10 protein-coding genes and 1 pseudogene are annotated in these 14,912 nt (G+C 71.3%); 8 read left to right on the top strand and 3 right to left on the bottom strand.

Annotated elements, in window-relative coordinates:
- Positions 1–76 precede the first annotated feature (76 nt).
- From A6A29_RS05890 to A6A29_RS05880, 3 genes are all read left to right on the top strand, one after another.
- Entirely contained in the window at positions 77–1,252 is a 1,176-nt protein-coding gene (locus tag A6A29_RS05890; protein WP_073718774.1) for a sensor histidine kinase, read from the top strand.
- A gap of 4 nt (positions 1,253–1,256) precedes the next feature.
- Positions 1,257–1,907: a response regulator gene (locus A6A29_RS05885; protein ID WP_073718773.1), complete on the top strand. Its 651-nt coding sequence runs from the start codon at positions 1,257–1,259 to the stop codon at positions 1,905–1,907.
- A 102-nt stretch (positions 1,908–2,009) separates the two neighbouring features.
- A complete protein-coding gene (locus A6A29_RS05880; RefSeq protein WP_073718772.1) occupies positions 2,010–3,167 on the top strand; it encodes an ROK family transcriptional regulator in 1,158 nt (385 codons plus the stop codon).
- A 117-nt stretch (positions 3,168–3,284) separates the two neighbouring features.
- On the opposite strand, the gene A6A29_RS05875 is transcribed toward A6A29_RS05880, so the two are convergent.
- Both A6A29_RS05875 and A6A29_RS05870 read right to left on the bottom strand, forming a co-directional pair.
- Positions 3,285–4,052 carry a GntR family transcriptional regulator gene (locus A6A29_RS05875; protein ID WP_073718771.1) on the bottom strand — a complete coding sequence of 256 codons (768 nt, stop codon included), beginning with the start codon at positions 4,050–4,052 and terminating at the stop codon, positions 3,285–3,287.
- Positions 4,053–4,335: 283 nt separating this feature from the next.
- Positions 4,336–5,220 carry an RNA polymerase sigma-70 factor gene (locus A6A29_RS05870; protein WP_073718770.1) on the bottom strand — a complete coding sequence of 295 codons (885 nt, stop codon included), beginning with the start codon at positions 5,218–5,220 and terminating at the stop codon, positions 4,336–4,338.
- Positions 5,221–5,342: 122 nt separating this feature from the next.
- Here A6A29_RS05870 and A6A29_RS05865 point away from each other — a divergent pair, with 122 nt between their 5' ends.
- Positions 5,343–6,173, top strand: a complete 831-nt coding sequence (locus A6A29_RS05865; RefSeq protein ID WP_073718769.1) for an alpha/beta fold hydrolase — start codon at positions 5,343–5,345, stop codon at positions 6,171–6,173.
- A gap of 504 nt (positions 6,174–6,677) precedes the next feature.
- Here the strand turns inward: A6A29_RS05865 and A6A29_RS47930 are convergent.
- Positions 6,678–7,091 (bottom strand): annotated as a pseudogene (locus A6A29_RS47930) (EamA family transporter); the annotation flags it as partial.
- A 47-nt stretch (positions 7,092–7,138) separates the two neighbouring features.
- Between A6A29_RS47930 and pdxR the strand changes: the two are divergent.
- The 4 genes from pdxR to A6A29_RS05840 all read left to right on the top strand — a co-directional run bounded on the left by pdxR (position 7,139) and on the right by A6A29_RS05840 (position 14,899).
- Positions 7,139–8,803 carry a MocR-like pyridoxine biosynthesis transcription factor PdxR gene (pdxR, locus tag A6A29_RS05855; protein ID WP_079182583.1) on the top strand — a complete coding sequence of 555 codons (1,665 nt, stop codon included), beginning with the start codon at positions 7,139–7,141 and terminating at the stop codon, positions 8,801–8,803.
- Between the two features lie 168 nt (positions 8,804–8,971).
- On the top strand, positions 8,972–10,552 hold the full coding sequence (locus A6A29_RS05850; protein ID WP_073718767.1) for an alkaline phosphatase D family protein: 1,581 nt from the start codon (positions 8,972–8,974) through the stop codon (positions 10,550–10,552).
- A 130-nt stretch (positions 10,553–10,682) separates the two neighbouring features.
- Positions 10,683–12,056, top strand: coding sequence for an SWIM zinc finger family protein (locus A6A29_RS05845; protein ID WP_073718766.1), 1,374 nt, complete (start codon positions 10,683–10,685; stop codon positions 12,054–12,056).
- On the top strand, positions 12,053–14,899 hold the full coding sequence (locus tag A6A29_RS05840; RefSeq protein ID WP_073718765.1) for a DUF7824 domain-containing protein: 2,847 nt from the start codon (positions 12,053–12,055) through the stop codon (positions 14,897–14,899). Before A6A29_RS05845 ends, A6A29_RS05840 begins: the two co-directional genes overlap by 4 nt.
- Positions 14,900–14,912 lie beyond the last annotated feature (13 nt).

The following is a 14,912-nucleotide window of genomic DNA, read 5'->3' as shown; positions in this document are numbered from 1 at the left end:
GCCTCCCCCGGCCGTGGGGTTCATCTCCCTCGCTCGGGGGAGCCGTCGTGTGCTGCGCGGCTGACACGATGACGGCATGCGCCGCTTCCTCATCCCGCTGGCCAGGCCGGTCACCTACACCCGCTGGCTGCATCTGCTCGTTCCGGCCGCCGTCGTCAGTGTGTGGCTGTTCATCTCGATGGACACACCGTGGATGCCGGTGCTCCTCGCGGTGCCGGTGGGACTCGTCCCCGCGACGCGCCTCGCGGAAGGGGTCCAGGCGCAGTTGCTCCTCACCCCTGACGAGCGCGGTAGTCCGGATGCCTCGATCTCCGCGGCTGTCGCGGTTACATGGGCGGACCGGTGGCGGACCGTTCTGTGGCTGGAGGTGCGGTTGCTGCTGGCCCTCGCCGCGGGGCTGGCGACGATCTGGCTGCCCGCCACCACGGTCGACCTCGTCCTGATCGGCCTGGGCAGAGTCCCGAGTGACGACGGACTGCTCGCGTACGGCGATCCGCCCGGTTGGTGCGCGCTGCTGCTCGCACCTCTGCCCATGGTGCTGCTGTTCCCCGTGGTCGTTCTCGCGGGCACGCTCGCCACAGCGGCCGCCCGTCAGTTGCTCGGGCCTTCACCGGCGGAGCGAATGACCGCTCTTGAGGAGCTCACCGAGCAGTTGCTGGAGCGCAATCGCATCGCTCGCGAGCTGCACGACTCCATCGGGCACGCGCTCACGGTCGCCGTGGTGCAGGCGGGTGCGGCGCGGACCGCGAACGATCCGGAGTTCACCGAGCGAGCACTCGCCGCCATCGAGGAAACGGGTCGTGATGCGCTGGACGATCTGGAGCGGGTGCTGACGGTGCTGAGGGAGTCCGGTACGCCGGTGAGCCGGCGGCCGACGCTCGGCGAGGCCGGCCGGCTCCTCGACTCGGCCCGCGGCTCCGGGGCCACGGTGGACGCGGAGGTGTCCGGAACCCTGGACCAGGTACCGGGCCCGGTGTCCCGCGAGGGGTATCGCATTCTTCAGGAGTGCCTCACCAATGTGCTGCGTCACGCCGGGTCGGTCCCCGTCCGGGTGAGGATTGCCGTGATGAGCGGGTGCCTGGAGCTGGAGGTGGCCAATCCGCTGACGGGATCTTCCGGGCTGTCGGGGGGCGGAAGTGGGCTGCGCGGCATACGTGAGCGGGCGGCGCTCCTGGGCGGAAAGGCCAGAACAGGGCCCTACGACGGCGAGTGGAGAGTCCAGGTGAGCCTCCCTCTGGACCGCATACGCTGACTGGATGCCGGTTACCGTTCTTCTGGTCGACGACGAACCTCTCGTACGCGCGGGCCTGCGTGCCGTGCTTGGGGCTCAGCCCGATATCGAGGTGGTGGGCGAGGCGGCCGACGGCGCCGCGGTGATCCCTCTGGTGCGTCAGCTGCGACCCGATGTGGTGGCGATGGATGTGCGGATGCCCCTGATGGACGGCATCGAGGCGACCCGGGTAGTGCTGCGGACGGTGCCGGATCCGCCGAAGATCCTTGTGGTGACGACGTTCGAGAACGACGAGTACGTCTATGAGGCGTTGCGGGCGGGGGCCGACGGCTTTCTGCTCAAGCGCGCCCGGCCCGCCGAGATCGTGCACGCGGTGCGCCTGGTGGCCGAGGGCGAGTCGCTGTTGTTCCCCGCGGCGGTCCGGCAGCTCGCGGCCGAGTACGGCACGAGCAAGGCCAGGGCGGCCATGGACCGGGCGGCGCTCACGGAGCGCGAGGGCGAGGTGCTGAGGCTGATGGCGCGGGGGCTGTCCAACGCGGAGATCGCGGGCAAGCTGGTGGTCGGCGTCGAGACGGTGAAGACGCATGTCAGCGCCGTGCTCGGCAAGTTGGGCGCGCGGGACCGGACGCAGGCGGTCATCGCCGCGTACGAGTCCGGTTTCGTCGCTCCGCGATGACGTAGGTTGCGGCTCGGTACCGGCTGCGGCTGAGGGTCGCCGAGCCCCTGGCCAGCGAGTACGATCCGGCAGACATGCGCGCACGAGGTGGGAGGACACACGGTGGGCCGGCTGACCGGTGGAGACCCTTCGCTGTTGCGGCGGATCAATTCGGCGGTGGTGCTGCACGCCCTGAGAGGGGCCGGCACTCCGACCTTGACTGATCTGACCCGGATCACGGGTCTGTCCCGGCCGACGGTCGAGGGCGTGATCGAGGGGCTGTTCGAAGCGGGTCTGGTCGTCGAGGCCGTGCCCGACGAGAGTGAGGCCCGGCGTCAGGGGCGGCCGGCGCGACGGTTCCGGTTCCGTGCCGAGGCGGGGCATCTGCTGGGTATCGAGATCGGTCCGCACCGGGTCTCCTCGATGCTGTCGGGGCTGGACGGCCGGATCATCGGTGCCGGGTCGCGTGCGGTGTCCGAGACCGCGGGCGCGGACGACCGGCTCGACCAGGTCAGGGCCGTGATCGCGGATGTCCTGCGGCGCACGGGGGTGGCCAGGAGCAGTCTGCGTGCGGTGGGTGTGGGCAGTCCCGGCATCGTGGAGGCGGACGGGACCGTGCGGCTGGGAACCGCCCTGCCGGACTGGACCGGCCTGCCTCTCGGGGAGCGGCTGCGGCGTTCGTTCCGTTGCCCGGTGCTCGTGGAGAACGACGCCAACGCCGCGGCGGTGGCCGAGCACTGGAAGGGTGCGGCGACCGAGTCCGACGACATCGTCTTCGTACTGGCGGGACTGAGCCCCGGTGCCGGGTCGCTGATCGGCGGACGTCTGCACCGCGGTTTCGGAGGCGCGGCCGGTGAGATCGGCGCCCTGCATCTGCTGGGCAGGGATGTGACCCCGGAGCATCTGCTGTCGACGACGGACACACCGCTGGTGCCTCTGGACGAGCACGCCGTGACCGCTGTGTTCGCCAAGGCCCGGCACGGCGATGCCGGAGCGCAGGCGGCCGTGGAGCGGTTCATTCAGCGGCTGGTGCACGATGTGGCGGCTCTGGTGCTGGCACTCGACCCGGAGTTGGTGGTGATCGGGGGCTGGGCGGCCGGTCTGGACGGTGTCCTGGACCCGCTCCGCAACGAGCTGGCGCGCTACTGTCTGCGCCCTCCGAGAGTGACGCTGTCGCTCCTGGGCGAGGCGGCTGTCGCCACCGGTGCCCTGCGACTGGCACTCGACCATGTCGAGGAGCAGTTGTTCGCGGTGGACGGCACGGTAACGGCCCGCCGCTGAGTGCGACGGGCCGTGCGCTGCGATGCGTAGCCGGTGGGGCGGGTGGACTCGATCACCCGGGAACCGTGCGTACGGGACCCGGGTGGCTCGGGCGCCCCAACGCGGAGCCGGGCCGCGTCAGGATGCCTGGCGCTCCTGCTCGTCGTGGGTGATCTCCAGCGCGCCCGAGTCCCCGAAAGTGAGCCGGCAGGTGTCGGCCCGGTACGTGGCGACGGAGACGGCCGCAGTGCCGCCCGCGGCGAAGTAGCGCGTGGTGACGACGAGGACGGGCGCGCCGGGGAGCCTGTCGAGCTCCTTCGCGTCGTCCGCGCGGGCCGACCCGAGCTCGACGGAACGGTCCTGGCCTTCCAGGCCCAGCCGGTGCAGCTCACGCAGCACGCTCCGGGCGCGGGCGGGACCGGACGGTGAGTCGATCGCGGAGAGGTCCGGCACGGACGACGCCGGGACGTACAGCAGCTCCGCGGCGACCGACTGGCCATGGGTGACCCGGATCCGGCGCACCACGTGCACCTGCTCCTCCGCGCTCGTGTCGAGCATGGCGGTCACCGCGGCCGGGGCCGTGGCGGTGGTGCAGTCGATGGGCTGCCACGCCTCGCCGGCGACTCCGCCGGTCCAGTCGTGCTGCGCGGTGGAGACCGCGACGCCTACGCGCGGCGGGGCGACGGTCGTCCCCACACCACGGCGGCGATGCAGCCTGCCTTCGAGTTCGAGCTGCTCCAGCGCCTGGCGGAGCGTGGCTCGTGCGACACCGAACCGTGCCGCGAGGTCGCGCTCGTTGGGCAGGACCGCTCCCACCGCAAAGTCCGAGTCGAGTGCCTCGCTGAGCACGGTCTTGAGGTGCCAGTACTTCGGCTCCTGAACCGATTCCAGCTGCGTGGTCCCCACCCTGTCCTCCGCAATCGCCCAGCGTCTATTCCGCGACGTTATTTATTAAAGGTTCCTGTCTTAAGGTGACCTTAGGGTGACGCACCCCCTTGGTCAAGACCAATCCTTATTCGGTAACGGAGCGAAACGGGGCTTTGGCGCAGAGCGTTCACAGGACGTTCTTGACACGGTGAGCCGCGCGCAGCACAAAGCCCCACGAGCGGGGCGGCCCGTGGGGCTCTGACCAGGGACGTTGGGAACCTGTGAGGCGGGAGAAGTCAGCCCTTACCGCTGGGACGGGCGACTATTCGATGGACAGACCGGCAAGCTTGTCCGGATTTCGAATAATATAGGCGCATTGAATGGCTCCGTCACGAACATCCACCTGGAAGAAGCTGTCGGGCTTTCCTCCGGAGAACAGCACCACGCCCGGACCGCCGTTGAACTCCGCGAACCGGACCTCCACACCGGGCTCCATGCCGTGCGCCACCGCGAAGAGGAACCTGCCGACCTTGTCGGCGGTCTCGATGATCCGCCTCGGCGCCTTCGACTTGCCCCCGCTGTCGCTGACGAGCCGGACATCGGGGGCCAGCAGTGCGAGGAGCTGCTCGATGTCACCGCCGGACGCGGCCGCCAGGAACCGTTCGGTGAGGTCGCGCCGCTCCGCCGGATCCACGTCGTAGCGCGGCCTGCGCTCCTCCACATGGCGCTTGGCGCGCCCGGCGAGCTGGCGTACGGCGGCGTCGGTGCGGTCCAGGGCGAGCGCGATCTCGGCGTACGGGAACCCGAAGGCCTCACGCAGGACGAAGACGGCACGCTCCAGCGGCGAGAGCGATTCGAGGACGACCAGCACGGCGAGGGACACGGAATCGGCGAGGACGGCCCGTTCCGCGGTGTCGGGCACGGACGGCCCGAAGTCGGTGACGACCGGTTCGGGCAGCCAGGGCCCGACGTACGCCTCGCGGCGCGAGCGGAGCTGCCGGAGCCGGTCGATGGCGAGGCGGGTGGTGATCCGCACGAGGAACGCCCTCGGTTCCCGTACCTCCTCGTGCGCCGTGGACGACCACCGCAGCCACGCCTCCTGCACCACATCCTCGGCGTCCGCGACGCGGCCCAGCATGCGGTAGGCGACCCCGGTGAGCACGGGGCGGTGTTCCTCGAAGAGGTCGGTCGCGTTGTCGACTGTCACTCCCCCATCCCAGCCGACACGCCGGACACTGTCCAGCGGGAATCGCCGGGCCCCTTGAACTACAAGCTACCGAACGGTAATTGTTGTTGACGCGACGTCTACCCACCTCAGGGAGCAGCGACATGGCCACCACGGTCTCGTTCACCATCGAATCGGCCCACGGCCCACGCCCGGTCTCCGTGACGTACGAACGGATGGGTTCCGGCGAACCGTTGCTGCTGCTCCACGGCATCGGACACCACCATCAGGCGTGGGACCCGGTGCTGCGGATCCTGGCCACCGAGCGCGATGTCATCGCCGTGGACCTGCCGGGATTCGGGGCTTCCCCGGCGCTGCCGGACGGTGTCCCGTACACCTTGGAGTCGGTGACCCCCGTGCTCGGCGCCTTCTGTGCGGAGCTCGGCCTCGACCGTCCGCATGTGGCGGGCAACTCGCTCGGCGGGCTGCTCGCCCTGGAGATGGGCCGCAGGGGGCTCGCCCGTTCGGTGACCGCGCTGTCCCCGGCCGGATTCTGGACGGAACACGAGCGGCGCTACGCCTTCGCGACCCTGCGCGCGATGCGCAGGGGAGCACTGTCGCTGCCGTTGACGATGATCGAGCGGATGTCGCGGAGCGCGGCCGGGCGGGCGGCTCTGACCAGCACCATCTACGCGAGGCCCGGAAAGCGTTCACCCGAGGCCGTGGTCGCCGAGACCCTCGCTCTGCGCGAGGCGACGGGATTCCACCAGACGCTGGCCGTCGGCCGGAACGGCGGCTTCACCGATGATGTGCCGGGGCTTCCCGTCACCGTCGCCTGGGGCAGCCGCGACCGGTTGCTGCTGCGCCGCCAGGGGATCCGGGCCAAGCACCGGATCCCCAGCGCCCGGCTCGTGCGGCTGCCCGGTTGCGGCCACGTCCCGATGAACGACGACCCGGCACTGGTGGCGCGCGTCGTCCTCGACACGAGCCGCTGACCCGGCGGCACGCCCCGCCGCGGTCGTGAAGGGTGTGCGGCGTCCCAGGACACCGGAGCCGAGCGCCACCCCGGCGCCGACCAGCAGGCTGCCCACCCCCTGGGCGATGCCGTACGCACCCGCTCCGACGAGCGGCGCGGTGAGAGCGGCCGAGACCGGGATCAGACCGGAGAAGAGCGTGGCGCGTTCGGCACCGATGCGCTGGATCCCGCTGTACCAGCAGACGAAACCGATGACCGTGACAACGGCGGCCTGCCAGAGCAGTGCCGTCGTCTCGCCGGGCGTCGGCATCCGCAGGAACCCGCCGCCGTCCAGCAGGACACCGAGCAGTGCGGCCTCCAGTGCGGCGATGCCGCAGACGGTCGCCGACAGCAGTTTCGGTCCGAGCGGGCGCAGCACCGGCACGGCGAGCACGGCGAACCCGACCTCCCCCGCGAGCGCGCCCACCGAGAACAGGATTCCCGCGAGGTCCGTACGTCCCCAGCCCTGGACGGTGAAGGCCCCGGCCGCCACGAGCCCGGCCGCGTACAGGACGGCGCGGGAGGGACGGCGCCCCTCCAGCACCGGCACGAGGACGCCCACGACGATGGGCGCGCAGCCGACGAGAACGCCTGGAACCGCTGGTTCCGCCGATCGTTCGGCGGCCAGCACGGCCAGGTTGAACCCGACCATGCCGACTGCCGCGAGAAGAGTCAGCCTGCCCCATTGGCGTCGGGTGAGGGTACGGAGCGGAGCGAGGCCGGAGCGTCCGTTTCGACGCAGCAGCGGTACGAGCAGCAGTGCGGCCAGGCCGTAGCGCAGTGCCTGGCCTCCGGCGTACGGATAGTCGCCCAGCACGCTGTTCGCCGTGAAGGAGGCTCCCACGAGGACACAGGCAAGGGCTGCGAGGAGTACCCCGCGTAGAGAGGGTGCGTTCATGCGGCCGACGCTAGATTCCGAACCGGCCCGGCTTAAGGTCCACTTCCATGACGTCTTCGGGGACCAATTCGCCGGTCGACAGTGTGGGAAACAGTGGCCGGGCAGCCGTCGGCCAACCGCTGGACTCCGCCTCCGCGGCGTGGGAGCTGCTGCTCCCCGCAGCTGCCGCACCGGCGCGGCAACGCGGTCGTGCGCTCCAGTCGGCGCTGCGCGAGGCGGTGCGCTCGGGCCGTCTCGCGGCGGGGACCCGGCTCCCGTCCAGCCGTGAGCTCGCCGCCGATCTCGGGGTGTCGCGCGGCCTGGTCACCGAGGCGTACGAGCAACTCGTCGCGGAGAGCTACCTGCGCAGCGGGCGGGGCGCGGGTACCTGGGTGAGCGGCGGGGTCCGGGCAGCGGCACGCGGGGCGCGGGACCTGGCACCGCGTGCGCCCGGCGCACGGGTGGACTTCCGGCCGGGCACCCCTGATCTCTCGCTCTTCCCGCGCGCCGCCTGGGCCGCCACGCAGCGCGCGGTCCTCGACCGGCTGCCGCACAGCGTCCTGGGGTACCCGGATCCGCGTGGGCTGCCGGAGTTGCGTGAAGCCGTGGCCGCCCTGCTGACCCGGCGGCGAGGGGTCGTGGCCGATCCCGAACGGCTGGTGGTCTGCTCGGGCGTGGCACAGGCCACCACCCTGCTCGGCTTCGTCCTGCGCGACCAGGGACTGTCGGCCGTAGGTGTCGAGGATCCGGGCAGCCCGGAGCACGCTTCGCTGTTCGCGTCGACCGGTCTCGGCGTCGTCCGGCTGCCGCTCGACGACGAGGGGCTGGCGGTGGAACCGCTGCTGCGTTCGGGCGTGCGCGCGGTCGTCACCACGCCCGCCCATCAGTTCCCCACCGGAATCGGCTACTCCGCGAAGCGCCGCAGCCGACTGCTCGACTGGGCGCGCGGCAATGACGGAGTGATCATGGAGGACGACTACGACGGGGATTTCCGCTACGACAGGGCGCCCGTCGGCGCACTTCAGGGACTGGATCCCGAACATGTCGCGTACACCGGTTCGGTGAGCAAGTCGCTGGCCCCCGGGCTACGGCTGGGCTGGCTGATCGCGCCCGCGTCGTTGACCGAGGGAATCGTCGCGCGCAAACGGACGATGGACCTGGGCAACCCCGCCATCGACCAGGCGGTGCTGGCCGACTTCATCGCGCGTGGCGGCTATGACCGGCAGCTGCGCCGCTGCCAGCGCGCCTACCGGGAGCGTCGCGACGCCATGGTCGGCGCGCTCGTCGAACACTTTCCCGGTACCGAAGTCAGTGGCATCGCGGCGGGGCTGCACATCATCGCGCGGCTTCCCGAACGCTACGGTCCGGAAACCCGGTTCCTGGACCGGGCGGCCGGGGCGGGGATCGCACTGCGGCCGCTGCGCGACTGCGGGACGACGGGGGCAGACGCGCTCGGCCGGGGTGCGACCGGGACAGCTGCGGCCGGTTCCGGGACGGCGGGAACGGGTACAGCCGGTTCCGGGACGGCGGGAACGGGTACAGCCGGTTCCGGGACGGCGGGAACGGGTACGGCCGGTTCCGCGGCGGCCGGGACCGAGGACAGCGCCGTGCGCCTCGTGCTCGGCTATGCCCATCTGCCCCCGGCCGAAATCCGCCGGGGTGTGGGGCTGTTGGCCGACTCGCAGCGGGCTGCCCAGGCGGGAGTGCGGGACCGGTCCGGTTGTCCTGCGTAGGCGGGAGTACGGGACCGGTCCGGTTGTTCACCTGGGGTTGGTGTGGCGGCAGCCGCCGGGCACTAGGCATGACTCGGCGGTCAGCCGTTCCATGATCGCCCCGCAGACCGCCACCGCTGTACCACCGCCCTGCCCCACCCTCTGACTCCTCGCCCTGGAGGCGCAACGATGCCGAACCGCCCGCGTATTCACTCCCCCGGCCGCCGAACCGTCCTGCGCGGCTCGCTCCTCGCCTCGGCGGCTGTCACGCTGCCCGCCGCCGTCGCGGCGGCGCCCGCCTTCGCGCTCTCGGGGCGGCCCGAGGCCGCCTGGGGTGTGCAGGTGGGCGATGTGACGTCGTCGTCCGCACTCGTGTGGGTGCGGTCGGACCGGCCGGCGCGGATGCTGGTGGAGACCTCGGCCACCGAGTCCTTCCGCCGGGCCGGGCGATGGCACGGGCCGCTGGTCGGTTCGGGCACCGACTTCACGGGCACCACTCCCCTGTACGGCCTGCCCCCGGGTGAGCAGGTGCACTACCGCGTCACGCTCTCGGACCCGCACGACCCACGCCGTACGGGCAGGCCGGTGTACGGAACGTTCCGCACCGCTCCCGCCCGGCGCCGGGACGGCGTGCGCTTCCTGTGGTCCGGTGACATCGCCGGACAGGGCTGGGGCATCAACCCGGACATCGGCGGCTACCGGGTGTACGAGGAAATGCGCCGCCTCGACCCGGACTTCTTTCTGTGCAGCGGCGACAACATCTACGCGGACGGCGTGATCGAGCCCAGTGTGACGCTGCCCGACGGGCGGATCTGGCGCAACATCACCACCGAGGAGAAGGCGAAGGTCGCCGAGAGCCTCGACGAGTACCGGGGCAATTTCCGCTACAACCTCCTGGACGAGAATCTCCGGAGGTTCAACGCGCAGGTTCCCTCGGTCGTCCAGTGGGACGACCACGAGGTACGCAACAACTGGTACCCCGGCCAGATCCTGGACGACGCCCGCTACACCGAGAAGAACGTGGACATACTGGCCGCGCGTTCGATGCGCGCCTTCCGTGAGTACTTCCCGGTCTCCACGCTCCACGGTTCATCGCGCGAGGGCCGCGTGCACCGCGTCGTACGGCACGGTCCGCTGCTCGATGTGTTCGTCCTCGACATGCGCTCCTTCCGCAACGCCAACTCCCCCGGCCGGCAGCCCGATGACACGACGGGCATCCTCGGTGCCGATCAGCTGCGCTGGCTCAAGCGGGAACTGTCACGTTCCCGGGCGGTGTGGAAGGTGATCGCGGCGGACATGCCGCTCGGGCTCGTCGTCACCGACGGCGCGACGGACTTCGAGGCGGTGGCACAGGGCGACCCCCGCGCTCCGCTCGGCCGGGAGCTGAAGATCGCCGAGCTGCTGCGGTTCATCAAGCACCGACGGATCACCGGCACGCTCTGGCTGACGGCGGATGTGCACTACACCTCGGCTCAGCATTACGCCCCCGAGCGTGCGGCCTTCAAGGACTTCGCGCCGTTCTGGGAATTCGTCTCGGGGCCGCTGGCCGCCGGTGGATTCCCCGCCAACGCGCTCGACGGCACCTTCGGTCCCGAGCGGGTCTTCGTACGCGCCCCGGACCGGGCGAACGTGTCCCCGATGGAGTCACCGCAGTTCTTCGGCGAGGTCGACATCGACGGCGACAGTGGAGAACTGACCGTACGGCTGCGCGCGGAGGGCGGCTCCGTGCTGTTCAGCAAGGTCCTCCGGCCGGGGCTGACAGGGCAGTGAGTCCGCGCGTTCCGGCCCATGCTTCCGCGGGTGTGAGGGGTCGCTGACAGGGCTGTGAGCGCGTGCCGTTGGGCGGGCCCGGACCGTCTGCCGAGGCCGATTGTCAGTGGTGGGCTCTACGGTTTTTTCCATGACCCGATCCGTTCAGGCCTTGGCCTACTCACGCCCGTCCGCTCTGGAGTCCTCGCAGACCGGAGCCCTGCTCGGGCTGGAGACCGCAGGTGGTCTCACCCCGCGCGGGGCCGAGGCCCATCCCCGGTTCTTCAACGGCTTTCTCACCTCGCCGCGCATCGCTGCCCGCGGTCTGCTGGCGGTGGCCGACGTCGCTTCCACGCGCTACTACCAGCGGGCACTGGCCGCGTCCCTCGATCCGGTGGTGACGGGGAACGGCGACCGGCTGCGCTTCGAGTCGTTCTCCGGCTGCTGCGGGGTGTACGCGCGTCTCGATGTGCTGCAGGAAGGGCTGGACGGGGCACGGACGGGGCACGGCACGACGAATGTCGACGTCAACAACCCCTTGCGAGAGGCGCTTTCGCGGATAACGGCTGATGATCCGCTGCATCTGCGGGTCGGACCCGAGGAGATGGCGGTCACCACACTGGACGGCCCGGTGGTGGAGAAGAAGGTTCCGCTGCCGGACCGGTGGCTGCGCGGATTCGCCGAGGCGCAGGTGGCCTCGGCCGGTTTCGACCTGCGGGCCGAGCTGTCTGCGGCGGAGGCTGTCAGGTTCCTCCGGTCCCTGCCGCGTTCCTCGGGAAATGCCTCGCGCGGCGCCCAGTGGGTGGTTGCCGCGGGGACGGGTCTGCGGCCGACGACCCGCCCGGTTCCGGGGGCGGTGTGTCTGCCGGGGCCCGAGCGGCTGGTGGCTCTTCAGCGGGTGCTGCGTCACGCCTCGGCCCTCCGGGTGTACGGGCCGGTGGCCGACGGCGTGGCGACGGCGAGCGCCTGGGAGGTGGTGCTGCCGGGGATGCGGCTCACCCTGACGCTGTCGCCCGATGCCTCGCGCGGGTTCTCCGGTGAGGGCGGCGTCCTTGAGGCACTGGCCACCGACGATGCCGCCGCGGACGCGGAGTTGGTGTCCGTGCTGCTCGCCTGGGAGCCCCGGATCGAGCCGGCCGATCTGGCCGAGCAGTCGGGGCTGACGGTCGAGCGGGTACGGGCCGCGCTGACCCGGCTCGGCACGGCCGGCCGGGTGGGCTACGACCTGGCGGACGCCGCCTACTTCCACCGGGAGCTGCCCTATGACGCGGACCGGGCCGAGCGCCACAATCCCCGGCTCGTGGCCGCCCGGCAGCTCGCCGGTTCGGGCGCGGTGACCCTGGACGGAGAGCTGGCCTCGGTGGCCTCCGGGGAGCGCGGGTACCGGGTCCGGGAGAAGGACGGCGTGCTGAGCTGTACCTGCCAGTGGTGGGCGGACTACCGGGGACGGCGGGGGCCGTGCAAGCACGCGCTGGCCGTCCGGATGGTCCGCCGCGGTGCGACAGTTGCCGGAGGTGTGCGATGAGCGAGCTGCTCACGGCGGTACGGGAAGGCCGCAAGGAAGACATCCCGCCGCTGGTGCTCCGGCTGGACCCGGCCGGTCGCAGGGCAGCGCTGGTGGAACTGAAGGAGCTGCGCAAGGAGTCGCGGACCTGGGAGTGGCGGAAGCGCGAAAAGATCCGGAAGGCTCTCCTGGTGGCCGGTGCGGGCTGCCATTCGGGCGCGGCCGGCTGCGCCACCTGGATCGGCTCCCGCGAGATGCGTGACTGGGTGAGGTCGCCGTATCCCTTCGTCCTGGAGGCGCTGGCCGACCGCGATCCGGCCTGGCTCGGCGACCTGGCACACCGGCTGGCCGAGCGGTCGGCCACCTCGGAGTCCGAATACTGGTTCGTCTGCGAGCTGGTACGGATCGCCCAGTGCCCGATTCCCGCCACGGACGGCCTGGTCCAGGGCTGGACCGAGCGGTGCGGCCTCGCGCGATGGCAGAGTCCGTCCGCCACATCGCTGCTGGATGTGCTGCGCGCCGACCCGCATCTGGCCGTTCTCGCGCCCCGGATCTTCGAACTGCCCGAGCTGCCGCCGCAACTCAGCTGGTACGAGGACCCCGACTCGCTCAGGCACTGGCCGGCGTCGCTCATCGCGCTGGCCGGGGAAGGGCTGCTGGACCGTGGCGTACTGGTCGACGGCTGCGTGACCCGGCTGTTGCGCGGCGGGAAGCCCGGCGAGCAGCGCTTCTTCCTGGTGCTGCTGCGTCAGCTCGCTCTGACCGAGCAGGAGGAGACGGCGCGGCTCGCCGACTGGATGGGCATGGCGGCGGACGGCATCTCGACCGTGGCGGGCCACGCACAGACCGTCCTCACCCGGCTGGACGGCCTCGGCAGGCTGACCACACGGGATCTCGCGGATGTCTCGGGATCGGTGCTCTTCCGCCGGGAGAAGAAGCTCGTCCGCAGCCAACTGGTTTTTCTGGGAAAGGTGTTGCGCCGGGACGCGTCGACGGCGAACGAACTGCTGCCCGTCGTCGCGGAAGCCTTCGGTCACGAGGACACGGACATCCAGGAGCGGGCACTGAAGCTGGTGGCCCGGCATCTCCCCACTGTTGACGACGCGCTCCGCGAGGAGCTCGCCCTCGCCGCCGGCCAGGTCGGGCAGATGCACCGGGCCGCGGCTACCGAGCTGTTCGGTGATCTCCCGGAGGAGACCGCCGACAGCGGTCCCTACGAGGAGCTGCTGCCACCGGCGCCCGCCCTGCGTCGACTCGAACCGGCACCGGAGAGTGTCGCCGAGCTCGTCGAGGAGGTGGCGGCCCTGGTGAAGTCCGGCTCGCGGGAGACCACGGTCTTCGAGCGGGCGCTGGACGGGCTGATCCGGCACGCCCGGACGGACCGGCCGGCGCTGGAGTCCGCGCTGCGCGAGGCGCTGGCCGGGCACTGGTTCCTCGGCGGGGTTCCGCAGGACGAGGTGGACCGGAGATTCACCAGGGATCCGGGCGGGTTGGACGTGGTCGTGGCCTCCCTTCTCGGCCTGGTGTCGCCCAGCGCCGTACGCGACGGAGGTGCCCGCTGGACCGGAACGGGCACCTGCGCCCATGCCGCGCTGAACGGCGTGCTGTTCGCCCGGATGTGGGAGGCAGCCGCTGCTGTACGGACCGCACAGATTCCGTTGCTGCTGGCGACGCCGACCTGGCACACCGGTTCGCTGGACCCGGCCGAGCTGGTCGAGCGGCTGCGGACGTACCAGCGGCTCGGCGCCGGTCCCGGTCCCGTCGACTTCGCCCAGGCGCTGCTGCGCGTACGCCGGAGCGGGGAGCAGGAGGCGGCAGCGGCCGCCGCCCAGCTCGGCACCGCGGAGGGCGACCGGCTGGCCGCCTGGATACGTGCGGACCAACCGCTCGCGCCGGTGCTGCGGCACCGCCCGCCCAGCGGCCCGCCCTCGTCCGGCAACTGGTGGCAGCGCTCGGCCACCGGTACCCGGCGGGTACTGCTCGCCACCAAGGAGCGTCTGGTGATCCAGCAGGAGTTCCCGCGTTCCTTCCATTGGCTGGGCCGTCCGCATCTCCCCGACGCTCGCCAGTGCTACCACTGGATGGACGGGCGTGCCGAGAACTGGATCGCCGCGCTGCCCGAGGACGGGGAGACCTTGGCCGCCTGGCTGATGCCCAACCTGATGCACTGTGCGGACGAGGGCACGCAGGGGGCGGCCTGGACACTCCCCGTCCTCGCCGAGGCCGGCGGCCCGGCCGGCGGCGCGATACATCTGGCGCTGGCCTACGGACTGGGGGCCCGACACCCCCAGGACCGGCTGTCGGCGGTGGACGCCCTGCTGGTGCTGGCAGCCCAGGGCCGCCTGGACGCGCCCCTGCTCGGCCGGGAACTGGCGATCCTCATCGATCACGACCTGGTGAAACCCAGTCGGATCGCCGACTCGACGCGGACGGCTGCCGCCACCGGCGCGTACCGGACGGTGCTTTCCGTGCTGGTGGCACTGCTGCCCTCGCTCCTGACATATCCGAAGCCTCCGCACGGCCTCGGGGAGGTGCTGGCCGTGACCGCCGACTGCGCGGAACGCAGCGGTGCCCAGGATCTCGCGCCGATCGAGGGGCTCGCGGCCGTGGCGGGGCGCAAGGGTTCCTCGCAGCTGGTGCGCCAGGCCGGCCGACTGCTCGCCGCCTGTGGCCCCGGTGCCGGGGCCGGACCCACCACCGGGGCCGGCGCTGGGACCGACTCGCAGAGCTCCAGCACCAGCACCAGCACCAGCACCAGCACCACGAACGACGAGGGCATCAGCGGGGCCGATGCGGGAAGCAGGCGGAATCAGGCCGTGGAATCTGACCAAAAAGCGACGATAGGCTACCAGATCCACACTTAACCCATCAGTCACA

The organism is Streptomyces sp. TSRI0281 (assembly GCF_001905125.1).
Classification (GTDB): Bacteria; Actinomycetota; Actinomycetes; order Streptomycetales; family Streptomycetaceae; genus Streptomyces.
The sequence above is the reverse complement of the archived record's forward strand: the minus strand, read 5'-3'. Positions and strand labels throughout refer to the sequence as shown.